Source organism: Neisseria iguanae (assembly GCF_003013245.1).
Taxonomy (GTDB): Bacteria; Pseudomonadota; Gammaproteobacteria; order Burkholderiales; family Neisseriaceae; genus Neisseria; species Neisseria iguanae.
Map to the genome: position 1 here is coordinate 1 of NZ_PXYY01000059.1, position 16175 is coordinate 16175.

The window sequence follows — 16175 nt, forward strand, 5'->3', positions numbered from 1 at the left end:
GCTGCCAACAGGCTCCGTGTGCCTGCTGCTGTCTGAAAAAGGGGGGGGATATGTTCCAAAATAGGGAATCATAGGTAATTATGGGGCATTTAATATTGAAAAAAAGCGTACGTTAGTCACCTAAGTACGCTTTTTTTGATTATGGGTTGGGTTTTGTAAAGGTCTCAGGCTTTGAGTTCCGTGCCATGTTTTTTCTCTCTTATTCAATCAATTTGCGCTATTATAAACGGGCATGGAACGGTTAGCCAGCGTCATTTTTCAGTAATCATTTGATAATCTGTTTTTGCCAAGTCCTGTATTTCTTGGCCAGAGCTCCGGATCTAATCTATGCAATAAAGACACCTGCCGGAAGCAATGGCGCAAATCTTTATAGAATTTATACATCTCTTCGTAATGGTTGTCCAACCAGAAATCCAAAACGATTTTAAATTCTTCCAGGTTGCCATTAAAAACTTTTTTATTTTCGTCTCTCTTTACTCCTGAAGTTGATTTTCCTTCTTCTTTCAAATTTCTAATTTTATCTTCAATTGCTGTTATCTGCGGTTTAATCAAGGTGGTATAACGCTGTTTAGTCAAGCCGTTGTTTAATGCTGTATCTGTGTGCCAAAAACTTTGTGTTTGGTACATTTCAAAATTTGTAGCATTGGCCAGCTTATCGTAGTAATCAAAAATCAATTGCTCGGGGTTATTTTTGCCAGGTAAAACGATGATGTTGTGTTTGGTGTCTTTTTGTCCGTTATTGTCGCCATCTAATATGCAAATAGCATTCATGGTGTTTTGATTCAAATATTAGTCTTTGAAAATTTGTTTCAGTATTTCACATCCGATACTGGCTTCCACAAAATGAAATTTATCTCTTAAGTTTTTAAAATATCGGCACTTGCTGCTGAAATATCCGAAAATTGCATTTAATATCACCCGGGCTTCCAGGTCTTCGGTAAATACTGGAATTTTGGGCAACAGGCTGTAACTGACAGTTTGAATTTCCTGTAAGTGGCGTTCGATTTTATGAATAGACGGGTCGGGCAACAGGGTGACATGATCACCTTGGTGAGTCAGGTAATTCAGTTTGATGTTGTTGTGATAGGCCAGGCTTAAGGCTTTTTCCAGTAGATATAGGCTGTGGGTGGTAAAGAAAACTTGGATTTTATAGTTTTCCGAATATTCTTTAAGGGTATTGAGCAAGCGCAGCTGCATGGCAGAGTGAAGGGTTGCGTCCATTTCATCAATTATAATCACAAACCCGATTGTTGGTTTTTCAGACGGCTTTTGTCTTGGAAGGCCCCAAAGTTCTAATGTGGATACCGCCATGAACCTTCTCACCGTACTCCGCGTTGATTTTAAAGAAACGCAGCCAATAAGATGGAAGCAGGTTGGCCAAGATTGTGTAGGCTGGGGGATTTTTCGTAGTAATAGCGCAGTAAGACTAAATTTTTTAAGATGATAATTGCATTGTCTTCGCCAACTGAAGCGGTATTGGAGTCGATGCCTTGTTCTTCGGTCAGGTATTCTGTTATGGTTTTGATGTTTTCAATAATCTGCGGTGCCGACTCGGTAATTTTGATGCCGGTTATGCATCTGACCAATTGATGAAAGATTTCATTGTACTCGTCAGGCAGCTCTTTTCTTACGCCTTTCAAAGGCGTATCGTTTTTCATTTCACCAAAAGGCAATAAACGCGCCAAGCTCAAATAAACGGTACGCAGGGTAGGCAGACTTTGGCTTTGTGGAGATGAATATTTTGGAATAAGCCGGAAACGCGAATGGGTGCTGTCTGAATTATTATGCCGTCTGAAACCGATAGATTGTCCGATTGCAAAATTCCAATTTTAAAGGTGCTTTAAGACGGCGATACTGCTCGAACTTAATTTGTTTAATCATTTTTATTTCTCCATTTTATACAGATATTTATCGGTTTGATTCAGACAGTCTATTTAAACTCGCTCAATACCCAGCTGCCTTTAACTTTGCCGCAGATTTTTACCTGGTCGGGGGGAGGGGGATAGATTTTCTTGTCGTTTCTCCATATTATTCCCGTTAGGTTAGTTACCCTGTGTTGAAATACTATCCGGCCTATTTAAACTCATTTAACGCCCAGCTGCTGTGCACCTTACCGCAGATTTGAACGGTATTTAATCTAACACACTCCACCAAAACACGCGGCCGATTATGGATATTTCTTTCATATTTCGGGTTTCATCTTCATATTCTGCGCTATTGTAACTGCGGATTCTGACCATGTTGTCCGGTAAACGATAGAGTATTTTTGTTCTTAAATAGTCCGCCGTTGTTAAACGCGTAAATTTTGCCGTCTTTGATGACTTTATCGGCGGTATTAATACCCAGCGTAGCACCGCTGGGAAATACTGGTTCCATGCTGTTGCCGTCTGCCGACACGCAGACTACATCGGTCGGATTGATTCCCTGACGGCGCAGGGTGGATTTTGAAAAACGCAGCTTGTAGTCGTTGATGTCGTCGGCGAAGCTGTTTCTGGCGGCTAAATGAGTTTCTTTGTAAAAGTAAAACGGGACTTCGCAATCGTCATTTTCAAGCGGGGTGTTGCTGTCCCACGTATCTACTGTGCCGATGACTTTTGCGTTGGATTCGATGGGGCGTGAATTTTTCCCATCAAGCCACCTCGCAGGCTTATTCAATATTTCTTCTATATTTCTTGCTACACCATCGCCAATATTTCTATACCCATTAAGCCACTGATTCACTTGCGCAGGAGCTTTTTTAATAGCTCTCGCAAATTCAGCTTGGTTGTCGCCAAATTCATCTTTAATCAGATTCTTAATTCTATCTATGCGTGTCATGTTCTTGCTCCCACGATTGAAACATAAATATAAAGCATGGCTATATTTAACGATACTACTATTTTATATTTATCTATGCTATGCTTTTGCTATATAATTTTAATGGAACGCAAACATGAAATTTGACGAATATTGCGCCCTTCGTGGAAATCAGGTGTAACTATAGCCATTTAACTTAATTTTGAGTACAAATTCTGAATAATTCATCGATGTCATCAAACCCCTACTATTGCAAAGATGCTTTATCTCTGCCCACTTTTTCTCAATACCGTTTAAATCAGGGCGGTAAGGCGGTACCAAAGAATGGTATGCCCGGCCTCCCGTAATGCCGTTACAATCTCATTGCCTTTATGGAAAGTCGCATTATCCGTCACAATGACACTCTGCCCAAGTAAATTCGGTATAAACAACTCATTGACCCAATACGTCCAAGTGCTTTATGAATGGCCACTTCAGTGCACCCGAACCGTTTGGCTCTCTCCCGAAGATAGGCATCCGGCTGTTTCCCAACATCGGCACGTAACTCATTTCTTTGGCCGGACTGATTCCCTGCTCTAACAGCTTACGCGCGGCAAGCAACCGTTCACGTGCTTCTGCCAGTGTTATCAATCCATATTTACCGAAGCAAGCGTTTCACTGCGGCTGTTGAATTTGTAGCTATAGCGGAAAGAGATTGTTCCCGATGTAGCAACATAGGCATGCATGCCGTCTCTGTCTTACAGCTTAATACGGTTTGTCTTTCAGCTTGGCCGTTTTCAATATGCGGTCATTCAACATGGCATTCTTTCGGGTATTTTAGCTAAAGGGTATTTTATACCGCATTATAATAAATACCTTTCGTAATGCCCTAATTGTTTTTTAATTAATAGATAAGCATGGATAACCATAGATAAGAAAAAGCCCTGATAATTCAGGGCTTCGAAAAGGCTTTTTTATCAATAGAAGATAAACATGGATAAGTTAGGTTTTTATTCCCATTCGATGGTAGCAGGTGGTTTGCCGCTCACATCATAAACCACACGGTTGATGCCTTTGACTTCGTTGATGATGCGGTTGGACACGCGGCCGAGCAGGTCGTAAGGCAGTTGGGCCCAATGTGCGGTCATGAAGTCGCTGGTAACGGCAGCGCGCAGGGCAATCACGTAATCGTAGGTGCGGCTGTCACCCATCACGCCGACGGATTTCACGGGCAGAAACACGGCGAATGCCTGACTGGTGAGGTCGTACCATGATGTGCCGTTTTCATCGGTGGTGTTGCGCAATTCTTGGATGAAAATATCATCGGCTTGACGCAGCAAGTTGGCGTATTCTTTTTTTACTTCGCCCAAAATGCGCACACCCAGACCCGGACCCGGGAACGGGTGACGGTACACCATTTCGCGCGGCAGGCCGAGGGCGACGCCGAGTTCGCGCACTTCGTCTTTAAACAAATCGCGCAATGGCTCAAGCAATTTGAGCTTCATGTTTTCCGGCAGGCCGCCGACATTATGATGCGATTTGATGGCGTGGGCTTTTTTGGTTTTTGCTCCGGCGCTTTCAATCACGTCAGGATAAATAGTACCTTGTGCCAGCCATTTGGCGTTGGTGAGTTTTTTCTCTTCTGAATCAAATACTTCAATGAATTCGCTGCCGATAATTTTGCGTTTTTTCTCTGGGTCGGTTTCGCCGGCAAGTTTGGCCATGAATTGGTCTTCGGCATCGACGTGAATCACGCGAACGCCCAAATTGCGGGCAAACATATCCATTACCATTTTACCTTCGTTCAGGCGCAACAGACCGTGATCGACGAATACGCAGGTGAGCTGGTCGCCGATGGCGCGGTGAATCAGTGCGGCGGCAACCGATGAGTCTACGCCGCCAGACAAACCTAAAATTACTTCGTCGCTGCCGACTTGCTTGCGGATTTTGGCCACCGCTTCTTCAATATAGTTAGGCATGGTCCAGCTTGGTTGTGCACCGCAGATATCGAGCACAAAGCGGTTAATCAGCGCGCGGCCTTGCTTAGTGTGGGTCACTTCAGGGTGGAATTGGATGCCGTAGAATTGTTTTTCAGCGTGTTCCATCATAGCAATCGGGCAAGACGGCGTGTCGCCGATGACGGCAAAACCTTCCGGTAATTTGGACACTTTATCGCCATGGCTCATCCACACGTCGAGCGTGTTGGGTTGGGTGTCGGAAATGTCGCGCGTCAGTTCGCTGTCGATGGTTTTGACTTGGGCGTAACCGAATTCGCGTTGGTTGCCCGGCGATACTTCACCGCCTAAATGGTGCGCCATAAACTGCATGCCGTAGCAGATGCCGAGCACGGGAATGCCTAAATCAAACAGGCCGGTGTCAGCCTGGTAATCGGATTCGTAAACCGAATTAGGGCCGCCGGAGAGGATGATACCTTTCGGATTAAAGGCTTTGATGTCGGCCAGAGACATGTCGTAGGAATGCAGCTCGCAGTAAACATGGGCTTCGCGCACACGGCGGGCAATCAGCTGGGTGACTTGCGAACCGAAGTCAAGAATCAGGATTTTGTCTTGGGGCATGATGTTGGCTTTATGGAATGGAAAGAATGCGGCGCAATCAATATAGTGGAATGAATAAATAACGGATACAAGGCGGACTGTCACAGACAGTATGGAACCGATTCTGTTGCCGTATCGGCAGCTTGCAAAATCGTTCTCTTTGGACTGTGGCAGACCAACGCTATTAAAAAGCCGTCTGAAAAATGGCGTTATTGTACCAGTTTCAGACGGCCTTTGCATGAGCAAATCTATTTTGCAAGCACTTGTATGCAAGCTGTTTTTGAAAGTGTTCAGACGGCATCATCAGATTTGCCCGGTTGTCTGAAAGCGTTGCGGATCTTTAACAAACCGCTGTCTTTCAAACAAAATGCGCACACTTCATCGGCCACGCCCTCCCAACTTTCGTACAGGTGGTTGTACCGACTTTGGCAATTGCTTGCGAGATATAGGGAATGCCGTAGGTGGGATTATTTAACACCACATAGGACTGTATGGCAGTTTTAACCATATTTGTAGCCCTTTGTTTATAGCTAACTAAAATCTTAATGCTCTCTTAAAGACGACCAGAGTGTAATCGCCAAAGCTGCCTGTTTTTCTTTGGGTACTGCGCCGACTAAGGTGCGGTGCAGGGCTTTGACCTGTTCCTGCTCGTGGGTCAAGCCGCCCGGTAGGGTTTTTTGTTTTTTGGCTTTGATTTCGGGCTGTTGGCCTGACAGGATTTTTTCAATCTGTTCATCACACCATACGGCGAAGTGGGGATTTAACCAGCGGGCAAAGTCTATGGCGAGTTTGGGGTGTAACCATGTACCGCCGCCGGTAGCAGGTGCGCCTTTTTTAACGATAACTAATTGATTTTTCTTAAAAGCCCTATTTCGGGATAAGGATCGACCAAACCACTGCCCTGAAAATCGATGGCATACAGTCCTTTCTTCGGAGAAATCACCATATTGTCCGACCGAAAATCCGCGTATAAAAGGGCCATCGGGTGGTTATCCAGACAAGCAGCGTGTTTTTCCAAAAATGCTGAAAGCACTTCGATACCGGCTAAGGCTTCACCGCAAGCATAGTACGCCTTGCTATATTTTTCACCTTTTTACTATAGATATTTGCCCAATCTGATGACGGCAGATAGCTTTTTACGGTCTGCATTAATATCTGCCCTTCACTGTTGCTGCTTAAATCTGCCAAATACGCATAAATGATTTGGTAAATCAGTACCAAACCGGTTTAACATGGCATACCGATAAGCTTTCCAGTTGCCGGTGATGACGTGGTCACGCGATTCTTCCGTCAAGGTGATTTGTTGAATGGTTTATGGAAAAACGGTACCGATGATTATACCGGCCGCAATGGACCAAGCAATCCAAATGGTGAGAACCCGTTTGAAAATTCCAGATGTCTGTTCAAAAAATAATTGAATGGCTGGCAAGAAAAAAGGCCGAGTTTCGCCCGGCCTTTTTTCTTATTGGGATAGGTGGTCGGAATGTTTGGGCATTTTATATGGAATCATGCTGCTGCGCGAGAGCAAAAGCAGACAGCCTAGCACCATCATGCCTAAAGCAATCAGTGGCGAATAGGCAAACCAGTATTCGGTGCGCAGATAGACTGCTGCTCCGATATACATCAAAATCGGGCCGGAAATAATTGACTGCTTGTTGATGCCGTCCAGAATCATCACAGCTAATCCGGCCACTACCAAGCCGATGGCAATCAGGGTTGCAGCAGCAGGCAGGATACCGGTAGTTTTCAAAAACCAAACCGATCCGAACAGGATTAAAAACAAGGGCATGGCGAGTGAGGCTTGTCGCATTGTGAAAGGGCTCCTTAAAAAGTTTTCAGACGGCCTGATGTTGACCGTCGTATTATTGGGTCAAACAAGCCGTCTGAAAAGATGGAGAATGCATTATTGCGCGGTTTTACCTAACAGGTGTGAAATCAGGATGTCGGTTTGCTTTTGTAAATCCTGTGTAGTATCCATGCGGTCGCGCAGACTGGTAACAGGATACCCGGGCGTGCGGATGAGCAGGGAAATAGCGTTGGTGCAGGTGCTGTAACGCAGGTTGTAGCAGTATTCCGGCTCATATAGGCGTTTACGGTTGCCTGCAATGTTTACGTTTTCGCTGCTGATGCCGAGTTTTCCTAAAGAAAGAGCAATATTCTGAATCAAAGTGCGGTTACAGGCTTGGGGATTATCCAAAATACAGAGATGGTTGATTTTCTACAATTCGTTTGGATCGTAATGGCTGATGCGGGTTTTGCCCCTGTGGCAGGCAGTTAAAGCCATTAGGCTGGTTACGACTAATAAGGTACTCAGTTTCATAGATTTCTGCTGGTTCGGGTTGTTTTTAAGAAGACATGTTTTTCATCAAACGCTGTTTTTCACGCTTCCAATCGGCTTCTTTCAGGCTTTGGCGTTTGTCGTGTTGTTTTTTACCTTTGGCCAAACCGATTTCCATTTTGATGCGGCCTCGGTTGTAATGCAGATTCAACGGTACGATGGTGTAACCGGCGCGTTCGGTTTTACCGATGAGCTTATTGATTTCGGCTTGATTCAGCAATAATTTTCTGGAGCGTACCGGATTGGGTTTGACGTGGGTCGAAGCGGTTGGCAGGGCGGTGACGTGGCAGCCGACCAAATAAAATGCATCTTTTTTCCAGTAGATATAGCTTTCTTTGAGTTGCACCCTTCCGGCGCGGATGGCTTTTACTTCCCATCCTTCCAATACCAAACCGGCTTCAATCTGGCCTTCGATAAAGTAATCGTGAAAGGCTTTTTTATTATTGGCAATACTCATAATGCTGATTCTTGATAGTTTTCAGACGGCCTATTTTATCAGGCTGTCTGAAGAAAGGGAAATAACAGGCCGTCTGAAAGTGGAAAATGTTTAAAATGCTTTCACCAAAGCAAAACGCGCTACGGTTTCGCCATTCAATTCGAGCGTTTCGGCAAACATGGCGGTAGGGCGCACCCACAAACCGAATTCGCCGTATAAAGCGCGGTAAACGACCAATTCTTCTTCGGTTTCGCTATGGCGCGCAAGGCCGGTGACTTCATACAAATTGCCTTTGTAATGGCGGTAAATGCCGGCAGGAATGGAATGTTTCATGGTCGGATATGGTGTTAGTAAAAGAGATTGATGTTTGCGATGCTTTACGGGTGATGCGGCTTCGAAGCGGATTTTCAGACTGGCCGGTTTGATTGAAAGATGGTCTTCTGCTTCGGGCGCGGCGCACGGGTACTTCAATCTGATTTCAAAAATATAAAATAAAATTATATGGTTGAATTAATGCGCGTTGATAATCGTCTATAATTGTACCTGCAATAAAAAATGGCGGGAGATCCCGCCATCACGTTACGGCTGATGCCGCGCACTCATTAAGCAGCCTGAATGTTAGCAGCTTGTTTGCCTTTAGGGCCGGTGGTCACTTCGAAAGACACGCGTTGTCCTTCTTTCAGGGTTTTGAAACCATCCATGTTGATCGCAGAGAAGTGAGCGAACAAATCTTCGCCGCCTTCATCCGGAGTGATGAAACCAAAACCTTTAGCGTCGTTGAACCATTTTACGATACCGGTTGCCATTGAGAACTTCCTATACTTAAAAAATTTAACAAAAACAGCAAATAAGGCAATACGTTAAACCTAAAAGTTTCAAGTCTCTCCTAAAAACAATTATGCTTCTTCGAGTGCCGACTCTGCTTAACCGCCTTTTTACATTCGTTAATGTCTGTCGTCAAGTAATGTTTGGGAAAAAGTGAAAAATTTATTAAAATAGTACAAAATACAACAGAAACTGCCAATTTTTATTGATTCCGTATATTTTTACGTCTTGAGCGTGATATTGTGCCAAGCGCAGTTTAAAAACAGTTTTGGAGCCTTAATATATATTATGAGTAATACTCACTCCCGCCATGAATCCGATACATTAATAAACGACCACCAGCCACGGTCACCGAAACGCTATGGTGTTTATCTGTTAAACGACGATTACACAACCATGGATTTTGTGGTGGCGGTATTAACGGAAATTTTCATGTTAAGCGAAGAACAGGCTGTGGCGGTGATGTTGCTGGTTCATCATGAAGGCAAAGGCTTGTGCGGCACCTACACGCGCGACATTGCTCAAACCAAACAGCAGCAAGTCATCCGGCGAGCAAAGGCCGAAGGCCATCCGCTGCAGTGTATCGTTGAGGAGATTTGATTCATGCTGTCATCAGAATTAGAACGCATTTTACAGGTGCTTTATACCGAAGCGCGTAGCGAACGCTACGAATTCATCAGTTTAGAGCATTTATTGCTGGTGTTGATTGATGAAAACGAAGCGGTTAGAAACACGCTTGCCGAATGTGGCGCCGATTTGAAATTACTGTCCGACCATCTTACCGACAGCGTGACCGAAAACACGCCGCAGATTCCCGATCATTTGTTGGACAACACTGAAACGCAGCCGACATTAGGCTTTCAGCGCGTGATTCAGCGCGCTATGGTGCATACCCAATCGGCAGGCAAAAGCGAAGTCTCCCCGTTGGATTTGCTGGTGGCTCTCATGAGCGAGAGCGACAGCCATGCCGTGTATTTCCTGAAGCTGCAATCGGTGACTCGTTTTGAAGTTCTGCGCAGCATTGCACATGGCGGTTTAAATGAAAACGCTCAGGAATCTTCAGACGGCCAAGAAGCCGAGTCGGGAGAGCAGGGAGAAGAAAAAGGCAATCCGTTGACCAAATACTGTGTCAATCTGAATGATGAAGTCAAAGCCGCACGAATTGACCCGCTCATCGGCCGAAAACACGAAATGGAGCGTTTGGTACAGATTTTGTGCCGTCGCCGTAAAAACAATCCCTTGCTTGTGGGTGAGGCAGGGGTGGGCAAAACTGCGTTGGCGGAAGGTTTGGCGCATCAGATTGTCAACGGCAGCGTGCCGGAAACACTGCAAAATGCGGTGGTTTATTCGCTGGATATGGGCGCATTGCTGGCCGGTACCAAATACCGTGGCGACTTTGAAGCGCGAGTGAAAGCTGTGTTGAAACAATTGGAAAAAGTCGAACACGCCATTTTGTTTGTTGACGAAATCCACACCATCATCGGTGCGGGCAGTACCAGCGGCGGCACGATGGACGCATCCAATTTGCTCAAACCGGCGCTGGTCAAAGGCCTGTTGCGCTGTATTGGCGCAACCACTTACGACGAGTACCGTACCATTTTCGACAAAGACCATGCATTGAGCCGCCGATTCCAAAAAATCGACATTGTTGAGCCGACGGTGGTTGAAACTGTACAAATCCTGCGCGGCCTGAAACCGATGTTTGAAAGCTTCCATCAAGTGCGCTACACCCAAGGCGCGTTGGAAGCGGCTGCAGAGCTTTCCGCACGCTACATCAATGAGCGTTTTCTGCCCGACAAAGCCATCGATGTGATAGACGAAGCCGGTGCGGCGCAACGCATTCTGCCTAAATCCAAGCAGAAAAAAGTCATCGGCAAGGCGCAAATCGAATCAGTGATTGCCAAAGTTGCCCGCATTCCGGAAAAAACCGTCTCGCACGACGACAAACAAATGTTGCAATTTTTGGCGCGTGATTTAAAAAACATGGTGTACGGCCAAGACGATGCCATCGAAGCCTTGGTTGCTGCTGTAAAAATGTCGCGCTCAGGTTTAGGTCTGCCTGACAAACCGATTGGCAGCTTTCTGTTTTCCGGTCCGACCGGTGTGGGCAAAACCGAAGTCGCCCGACGACTGGCGTTTTCGCTGGGTGTGTCCCTGCAACGCTTTGATATGTCGGAATACATGGAACGCCATGCCGTGTCGCGCTTAATCGGCGCCCCGCCAGGCTATGTCGGCTTCGATCAAGGCGGCTTACTCACCGAAGCTGTAAACAAACAGCCGCATTGCGTGTTGCTTTTGGATGAAATTGAAAAAGCGCATCCTGATATTTTCAATGTTTTGCTGCAAGTAATGGATGCCGGCCGTCTGACTGACAACAATGGCAAAAGCGCGGATTTCCGCAACGTCATTTTAATTATGACCACCAATGCCGGAGCCGAAAGCCTGAGCCGCCCGACCTTCGGCTTTACCAACAAACGCGGGCGGGGTGACGAAATGCAGATTATCAATAAAATGTTTACGCCTGAATTCCGCAACCGCTTGGATGCGATTATTCCGTTTGCACCTTTGTCCGAGCCGATTATCATCAAAGTAGCGGACAAATTCCTGCTGCAATTGGAACACCAGCTACTCGATAAAAAAGTTGAAGCCGAATTCACGCCTGCGTTACGCCAATACTTGGCCGAAAAAGGTTTCGACCCGCAAATGGGCGCGCGTCCCATGCAACGGCTGATTCAGGAAAAAATCCGCAAAGCCTTGGCGGATGAGTTGCTATTCGGCAAGCTGGCCGATGGCGGCTATGTGGGAATCGACTGGAACCGTCACAAAGGTGAAGTGGTATTGAAGTTTCAAAAAAGTGCAGCCAAGAAAAAAACGCAAGAAGCCGTCTGAAAAGATTGCTTGGTGTGTTTGACTGATACCAACAGGGCGGAAATTCCATTTTGCCAAGCAATCCGGTAACCGTTGGTGGTTTCGATAAATTGCGTATCAGGATGGATGGTTTTGTTTTCTGTGCCGGCCAGCATGGGTTCGGTGATAGTTGCTTGAAAAGGTAAAGTTTGCATATCTGCATTTCTAGTTATCAGAGACTGTCAGCTGCATTGTAAGTAAGCCGTTTGAAAAAATACAGCCGCACATTCATGCGGCTGTATGGTTGGTAACCCACGGACATTACCCCGTTAAAATTACTCTTCGTCATTGGATAATATGAAACGGTAAATTGCCGCACCGATAGAGCCACCGATAATCGGTGCCACCCAGAACAGCCACAATTGTTCAACTGCCCAGCTGCCTTGGAATAAAGCCACGCCGGTAGAACGGGCAGGGTTAACCGAAGTATTGGTTACCGGAATGCTGATTAAGTGAATCAGGGTCAAAGCCAAACCGATGGCGAGTGGCGAAAAACCCGTAGGTGTAGGTGCGCGACGGTCAGTCGAGCCCATAATGATGATTAAGAAGAATGCGGTCAACACTACTTCAATCAGTAAGGCCGCCATCATGTCGTAGCCGTTTGGCGAATGTTCGCCAAAGCCGTTGCTGGCAAAACCTGAAGCCGCAGCGTCAAAGCCTGCCTTGCCCGAAGCGATGCAGTAAAGCACGCCGGCAGCTGCAATTGCACCAATGACTTGGCAAACGATATAAGGCAGCAAATCTTTAGCGTTGAAACGGCCACCGACAAACAAACCCACCGATACGGCAGGATTGAAGTGGCCGCCTGAAATGTGACCGACGGCATAAGCCATGGTCAAAACAGTCAAGCCGAAAGCCAACGCCACACCGGCAAAGCCGATACCGAGATCGGGATAAGCTGCCGCCAGTACCGCGCTACCACAGCCACCCAATACCAGCCAAAACGTACCGAAAAATTCAGCGAAATATTTTTTCATTTGATTTCCTTTCTGAGGAAGAAGGTGGTTATCATCGAAGGCATAATAAGTAAACTTGCCGAAACCAAGGAAACAGGTTTACGTTATTTTTCGAGCTTTGACAAAAACAGCGTATTGGAATCGTGAAAAACGACATAAAAAACCGTAAAATCGTAAAATTTACCATTTATCTATCTGTAATTTATAGGGAATTTTATAGTTAATCTATTAATATCCATTCCGGTTTATCCCGTTTTCCGCGCATTGTTCAGACGGCTTTTTTTGCTATAATGACAGGTTTCCTAAAGTATGTTAAGGCTGTCTGAAAATGCAAGTCATCCAATACGACAATTCCCCGTTCAAACTCTATCAGCCCTTTCTGCCGGCAGGAGATCAGCCGACGGCGATTGCCGGTTTGCTTGAAGGGCTTTCAGACGGCCTTGCTTATCAAACCCTGCTCGGCGTAACCGGCTCGGGCAAAACCTACACCATGGCAAACGTGATTGCGCAAAGCGGCCGTCCGGCCATTATCATGGCGCATAATAAAACCCTGGCTGCCCAGCTTTATGCCGAAATGCGCGAATTTTTTCCTGAAAACGCGGTGGAATATTTCGTGTCTTACTATGATTATTATCAGCCCGAAGCCTATGTGCCGAGCCGTGATTTGTTTATTGAAAAAGATTCGGCGATCAACGAACACATCGAGCAAATGCGTTTGAGTGCCACCAAAAACCTGATGACGCGCAATGACGTGATTATTGTTGCCACCGTATCCGCTATTTACGGTATCGGCGATCCGACCGAATACAAACAAATGGTGTTGTCGGTTAAAGAGGGCGACACACTTGAGCAGCGCGACATCATTTCCACGCTGGTGTCGATGCAGTATGAACGTGGAGAAATGGATTTCAAACGCGGCTCGTTCCGCGTCCGCGGCGATGTGATTGACGTGTACCCGGCGGAAAGCTCGGAAAGTGCGTTGCGGATTAGCCTGTTTGACGACGAAATCGACCGCCTGGATTTGTTCGATCCCCTCACCGGCGGAAATTTACAACGGGTAGGACGCTACACCGTGTTTCCGAGCAGCCATTACGTCACCCCGCGTGACACCGTGTTGCGTGCCTGCGAAGGCATTAAAGAAGAATTGCGTGACCGCATCGAATTTTTCGCCCATGAACAACGCCCTGTCGAGCAGCAGCGTATTGAACAGCGCACCCGTTTCGATTTGGAAATGCTCTATGAAATGGGTTTTTGCAAAGGCATTGAAAACTATAGCCGTCATTTTTCCGGCAAAAAAGAAGGCGAACCGCCGCCGACATTGATGGATTATCTGCCTGACAACGCCATCATGTTTATTGACGAAAGCCATGTAACTGTTACCCAAATCGGCGGCATGTACAAAGGCGATGCATCGCGCAAACAAAATCTGGTCGATTACGGCTTCCGCCTGCCTTCCGCCCGCGACAACCGCCCGCTGAAATTCCACGAATTCGAAAAAATCATGCCGCAAACCATCTTCGTATCCGCGACCCCGGCCAAATACGAAGAAGAACATGCCGGACAAGTAGTCGAGCAAGTCGTGCGCCCGACAGGTTTGGTCGATCCGATTATTGAAATCCGTCCGGTGGGTACACAAGTTGATGATTTGTTATCCGAAATCAATGAACGCATTAAAAAAAGCGAGCGTACGCTGGTCACCACGCTCACTAAACGTATGGCCGAGCAGCTGACCGATTATTACAGCGAGCTGGGCATTAAAGTGCGTTACCTGCACAGCGACATCGACACGGTCGAACGCGTGGAAATCATCCGCGATTTGCGTCTGGGCTTGTTTGACGTACTGGTCGGCATCAACCTGTTGCGGGAAGGTTTGGACATTCCTGAAGTCTCGCTGGTCGCTATTCTTGATGCCGATAAAGAAGGATTCCTGCGTTCACACCGCAGCCTGATTCAAACCATCGGCCGCGCCGCGCGTAACGTGAATGGTTTGGCCATTCTCTACGCCGACAAAATTACCGATTCCATGCGCGCTGCCATTGACGAAACCGAACGCCGCCGTGAAAAACAGATTAAATTCAATAAAAAACACGGTATCGTGCCGACTCGAATCAATAAAAAAGTCAAAGACATTATCGATGGGGTGTACCACGAAGAAGCCGATAGCCAAGGTAAAGGCCGTCTGAAAAACAAAGGTAAGGTTAAAGTTGGTGAGATTCACACCGAAGAAGATGCGATTAAAGAAATTGCCAAGTTGGAAAAACAAATGCAGCAAGCAGCTAGGGATTTGCAGTTTGAAGAAGCCGCGGTGTTGCGGGATAAGATTCGAGGAATCAAGGAAGGGTTGTTGTTTGGGGCGGAGTAGTTAACTATTTTCAGCGCTTATAACGGGGGGGGGGTAAAAGGCATTGCAAGAATTCTCAGATTTATTTGATTTGGATGGAATAAAAGATAATCATACTAAAATAGTTTCATATCAATTGTAATAAATTTCAAAAAATAATAGTAACTTTGAGAAATTTGTTAGGTAAGTTGCCAGTAGCCAGTAGAATTAGGACGTGTCCTTATTTCATCGTGCGGTATCTTTTCGGCATAAAAAACCGTCTGCTGCGTTGGAAATGCGCGCAAAGTGTGTCTGACCTTGTCGTACCGGTCGGTTTTACCGGCGTAGCGTGCCCCCTTTTTTTGAGTATCTCCTCACATACACGCTGTTCTGCTCGAAAATGTGCGACGCAGACAAAATGAGGGCAACCCTAATAATAACGACAAAAGCGCAGGTCCGATTCTTGAATCCGACACTTGCTTGAAAAGCAAGACGGCAATTGAAATTTAAGATAAAGGCCTTCCTTGTGGAATAGGTTGGATACGGGGTATCCAACCTATTCCATGTCGCTATTTTTAAATTAAGCGGTTATAATTTTCAACGTATGAAGGCCGTCTGAAACTGAAATCAGGTTTCAGACGGCTGAACCTTTTGCAACCCTTTAATCAAAATCAAAAAAGCTGACTTAGGCTATTAAGTAGGCTTTCTTCATGTCCAACGACCTATCACTCCCGTATTGCCTGTCTTCAGGGCGTATTTTACCCTTTCAGGCCGCAACAGGCACGATAAGTCTGCTGGCAGCCTTTATTTAAGTTGGTACAAACTGCTTTTAAACGGCTTTGCGCGCCAACTGTGCGCAATCGTCCCTTTCCTATGCATTGAAACAACTCGGTATCACCCATAAAAAAGTGCAACAAACGCCCCAGGAAAACGCAAGAAAAAGAGCAGAATTCTTAAAGCGGCCGGTTGTTTTTACAGAGCAGAAACGAAAGATTGTTTATCTTGATGAGGGCGGTTTCAAGCATGCCCAGCATAGGCCTTACGGTTATGCGCCGCCCAAGGG

Annotated in this window: 16 protein-coding genes and 3 pseudogenes; 4 read left to right on the plus strand and 15 right to left on the minus strand. The window is 46.2% G+C overall.

The genetic code is table 11. From position 1 onward, the window contains the following. Nucleotides 1-258 precede the first annotated feature (258 nt). From C7N83_RS16100 to C7N83_RS09220, 13 genes and pseudogenes are all read right to left on the minus strand, one after another. Entirely contained in the window at nt 259-786 is a 528-nt protein-coding gene (locus tag C7N83_RS16100) for a hypothetical protein (protein WP_245911183.1), read from the minus strand. Between the two features lie 3 nt (nt 787-789). After that, nucleotides 790-1311, minus strand: coding sequence for an AAA family ATPase (locus C7N83_RS16105; protein WP_245911184.1), 522 nt, complete (start codon nt 1309-1311; stop codon nt 790-792). 29 nt (nt 1312-1340) lie between these two features. Continuing rightward, entirely contained in the window at nt 1341-1673 is a 333-nt protein-coding gene (locus tag C7N83_RS09170) for a hypothetical protein (RefSeq protein WP_211296623.1), read from the minus strand. 541 nt (nt 1674-2214) lie between these two features. Beyond that, a complete protein-coding gene (locus tag C7N83_RS09175) occupies nt 2215-2817 on the minus strand; it encodes a LexA family transcriptional regulator (protein ID WP_245911185.1) in 603 nt (200 codons plus the stop codon). A gap of 370 nt (nt 2818-3187) precedes the next feature. After that, a pseudogene (locus tag C7N83_RS17015) lies at nt 3188-3340 on the minus strand (IS630 transposase-related protein); the annotation flags it as partial. Nucleotides 3341-3785: 445 nt separating this feature from the next. Continuing rightward, nucleotides 3786-5351 (minus strand): glutamine-hydrolyzing GMP synthase, encoded by a 1566-nt coding sequence (gene guaA / locus C7N83_RS09185; RefSeq protein ID WP_106742183.1) that lies wholly within the window; start codon nt 5349-5351, stop codon nt 3786-3788. 701 nt (nt 5352-6052) lie between these two features. Then, a pseudogene (locus C7N83_RS17240) lies at nt 6053-6172 on the minus strand (KilA-N domain-containing protein); the annotation flags it as partial. 2 nt (nt 6173-6174) lie between these two features. Then, nucleotides 6175-6363, minus strand: coding sequence for a protein kinase family protein (locus tag C7N83_RS17245; protein WP_106742185.1), 189 nt, complete (start codon nt 6361-6363; stop codon nt 6175-6177). Nucleotides 6364-6792: 429 nt separating this feature from the next. Beyond that, complete coding sequence (locus tag C7N83_RS09200) at nt 6793-7140, minus strand: hypothetical protein (RefSeq protein ID WP_106742187.1); 348 nt, start codon at nt 7138-7140, stop codon at nt 6793-6795. A gap of 93 nt (nt 7141-7233) precedes the next feature. After that, nucleotides 7234-7527 (minus strand): hypothetical protein, encoded by a 294-nt coding sequence (locus C7N83_RS09205; protein WP_106742189.1) that lies wholly within the window; start codon nt 7525-7527, stop codon nt 7234-7236. A 148-nt stretch (nt 7528-7675) separates the two neighbouring features. Beyond that, nucleotides 7676-8125, minus strand: a complete 450-nt coding sequence (gene smpB / locus C7N83_RS09210) for an SsrA-binding protein SmpB (protein WP_106742190.1) — start codon at nt 8123-8125, stop codon at nt 7676-7678. 90 nt (nt 8126-8215) lie between these two features. After that, nucleotides 8216-8437 carry a DUF1653 domain-containing protein gene (locus C7N83_RS09215; RefSeq protein ID WP_106742192.1) on the minus strand — a complete coding sequence of 74 codons (222 nt, stop codon included), beginning with the start codon at nt 8435-8437 and terminating at the stop codon, nt 8216-8218. Between the two features lie 269 nt (nt 8438-8706). Beyond that, nucleotides 8707-8910, minus strand: coding sequence for a cold-shock protein (locus C7N83_RS09220; protein ID WP_016687461.1), 204 nt, complete (start codon nt 8908-8910; stop codon nt 8707-8709). A gap of 307 nt (nt 8911-9217) precedes the next feature. On the opposite strand from C7N83_RS09220, the gene clpS reads away from it, so the two are divergent. Together clpS and clpA are read left to right on the plus strand one after the other, a co-directional pair. Then, nucleotides 9218-9529, plus strand: a complete 312-nt coding sequence (clpS, locus tag C7N83_RS09225) for an ATP-dependent Clp protease adapter ClpS (protein ID WP_106742194.1) — start codon at nt 9218-9220, stop codon at nt 9527-9529. 3 nt (nt 9530-9532) lie between these two features. Further along, nucleotides 9533-11818, plus strand: a complete 2286-nt coding sequence (clpA, locus tag C7N83_RS09230; RefSeq protein WP_106742196.1) for an ATP-dependent Clp protease ATP-binding subunit ClpA — start codon at nt 9533-9535, stop codon at nt 11816-11818. On the opposite strand, the gene C7N83_RS09235 is transcribed toward clpA, so the two are convergent. Both C7N83_RS09235 and aqpZ read right to left on the minus strand, forming a co-directional pair. After that, on the minus strand, nt 11776-11991 hold the full coding sequence (locus C7N83_RS09235) for a hypothetical protein (protein WP_106742197.1): 216 nt from the start codon (nt 11989-11991) through the stop codon (nt 11776-11778). The two genes, clpA and C7N83_RS09235, sit on opposite strands and share 43 nt — an antisense overlap. 120 nt (nt 11992-12111) lie before the next feature. Then, nucleotides 12112-12813, minus strand: coding sequence for an aquaporin Z (gene aqpZ / locus C7N83_RS09240; RefSeq protein WP_106742199.1), 702 nt, complete (start codon nt 12811-12813; stop codon nt 12112-12114). 307 nt (nt 12814-13120) lie between these two features. Between aqpZ and uvrB the strand changes: the two genes are divergently transcribed. Beyond that, nucleotides 13121-15154 (plus strand): excinuclease ABC subunit UvrB, encoded by a 2034-nt coding sequence (uvrB, locus tag C7N83_RS09245; RefSeq protein ID WP_106742201.1) that lies wholly within the window; start codon nt 13121-13123, stop codon nt 15152-15154. A gap of 797 nt (nt 15155-15951) precedes the next feature. Next, nucleotides 15952-16175 (plus strand): annotated as a pseudogene (locus C7N83_RS15265) (hypothetical protein); the annotation flags it as partial.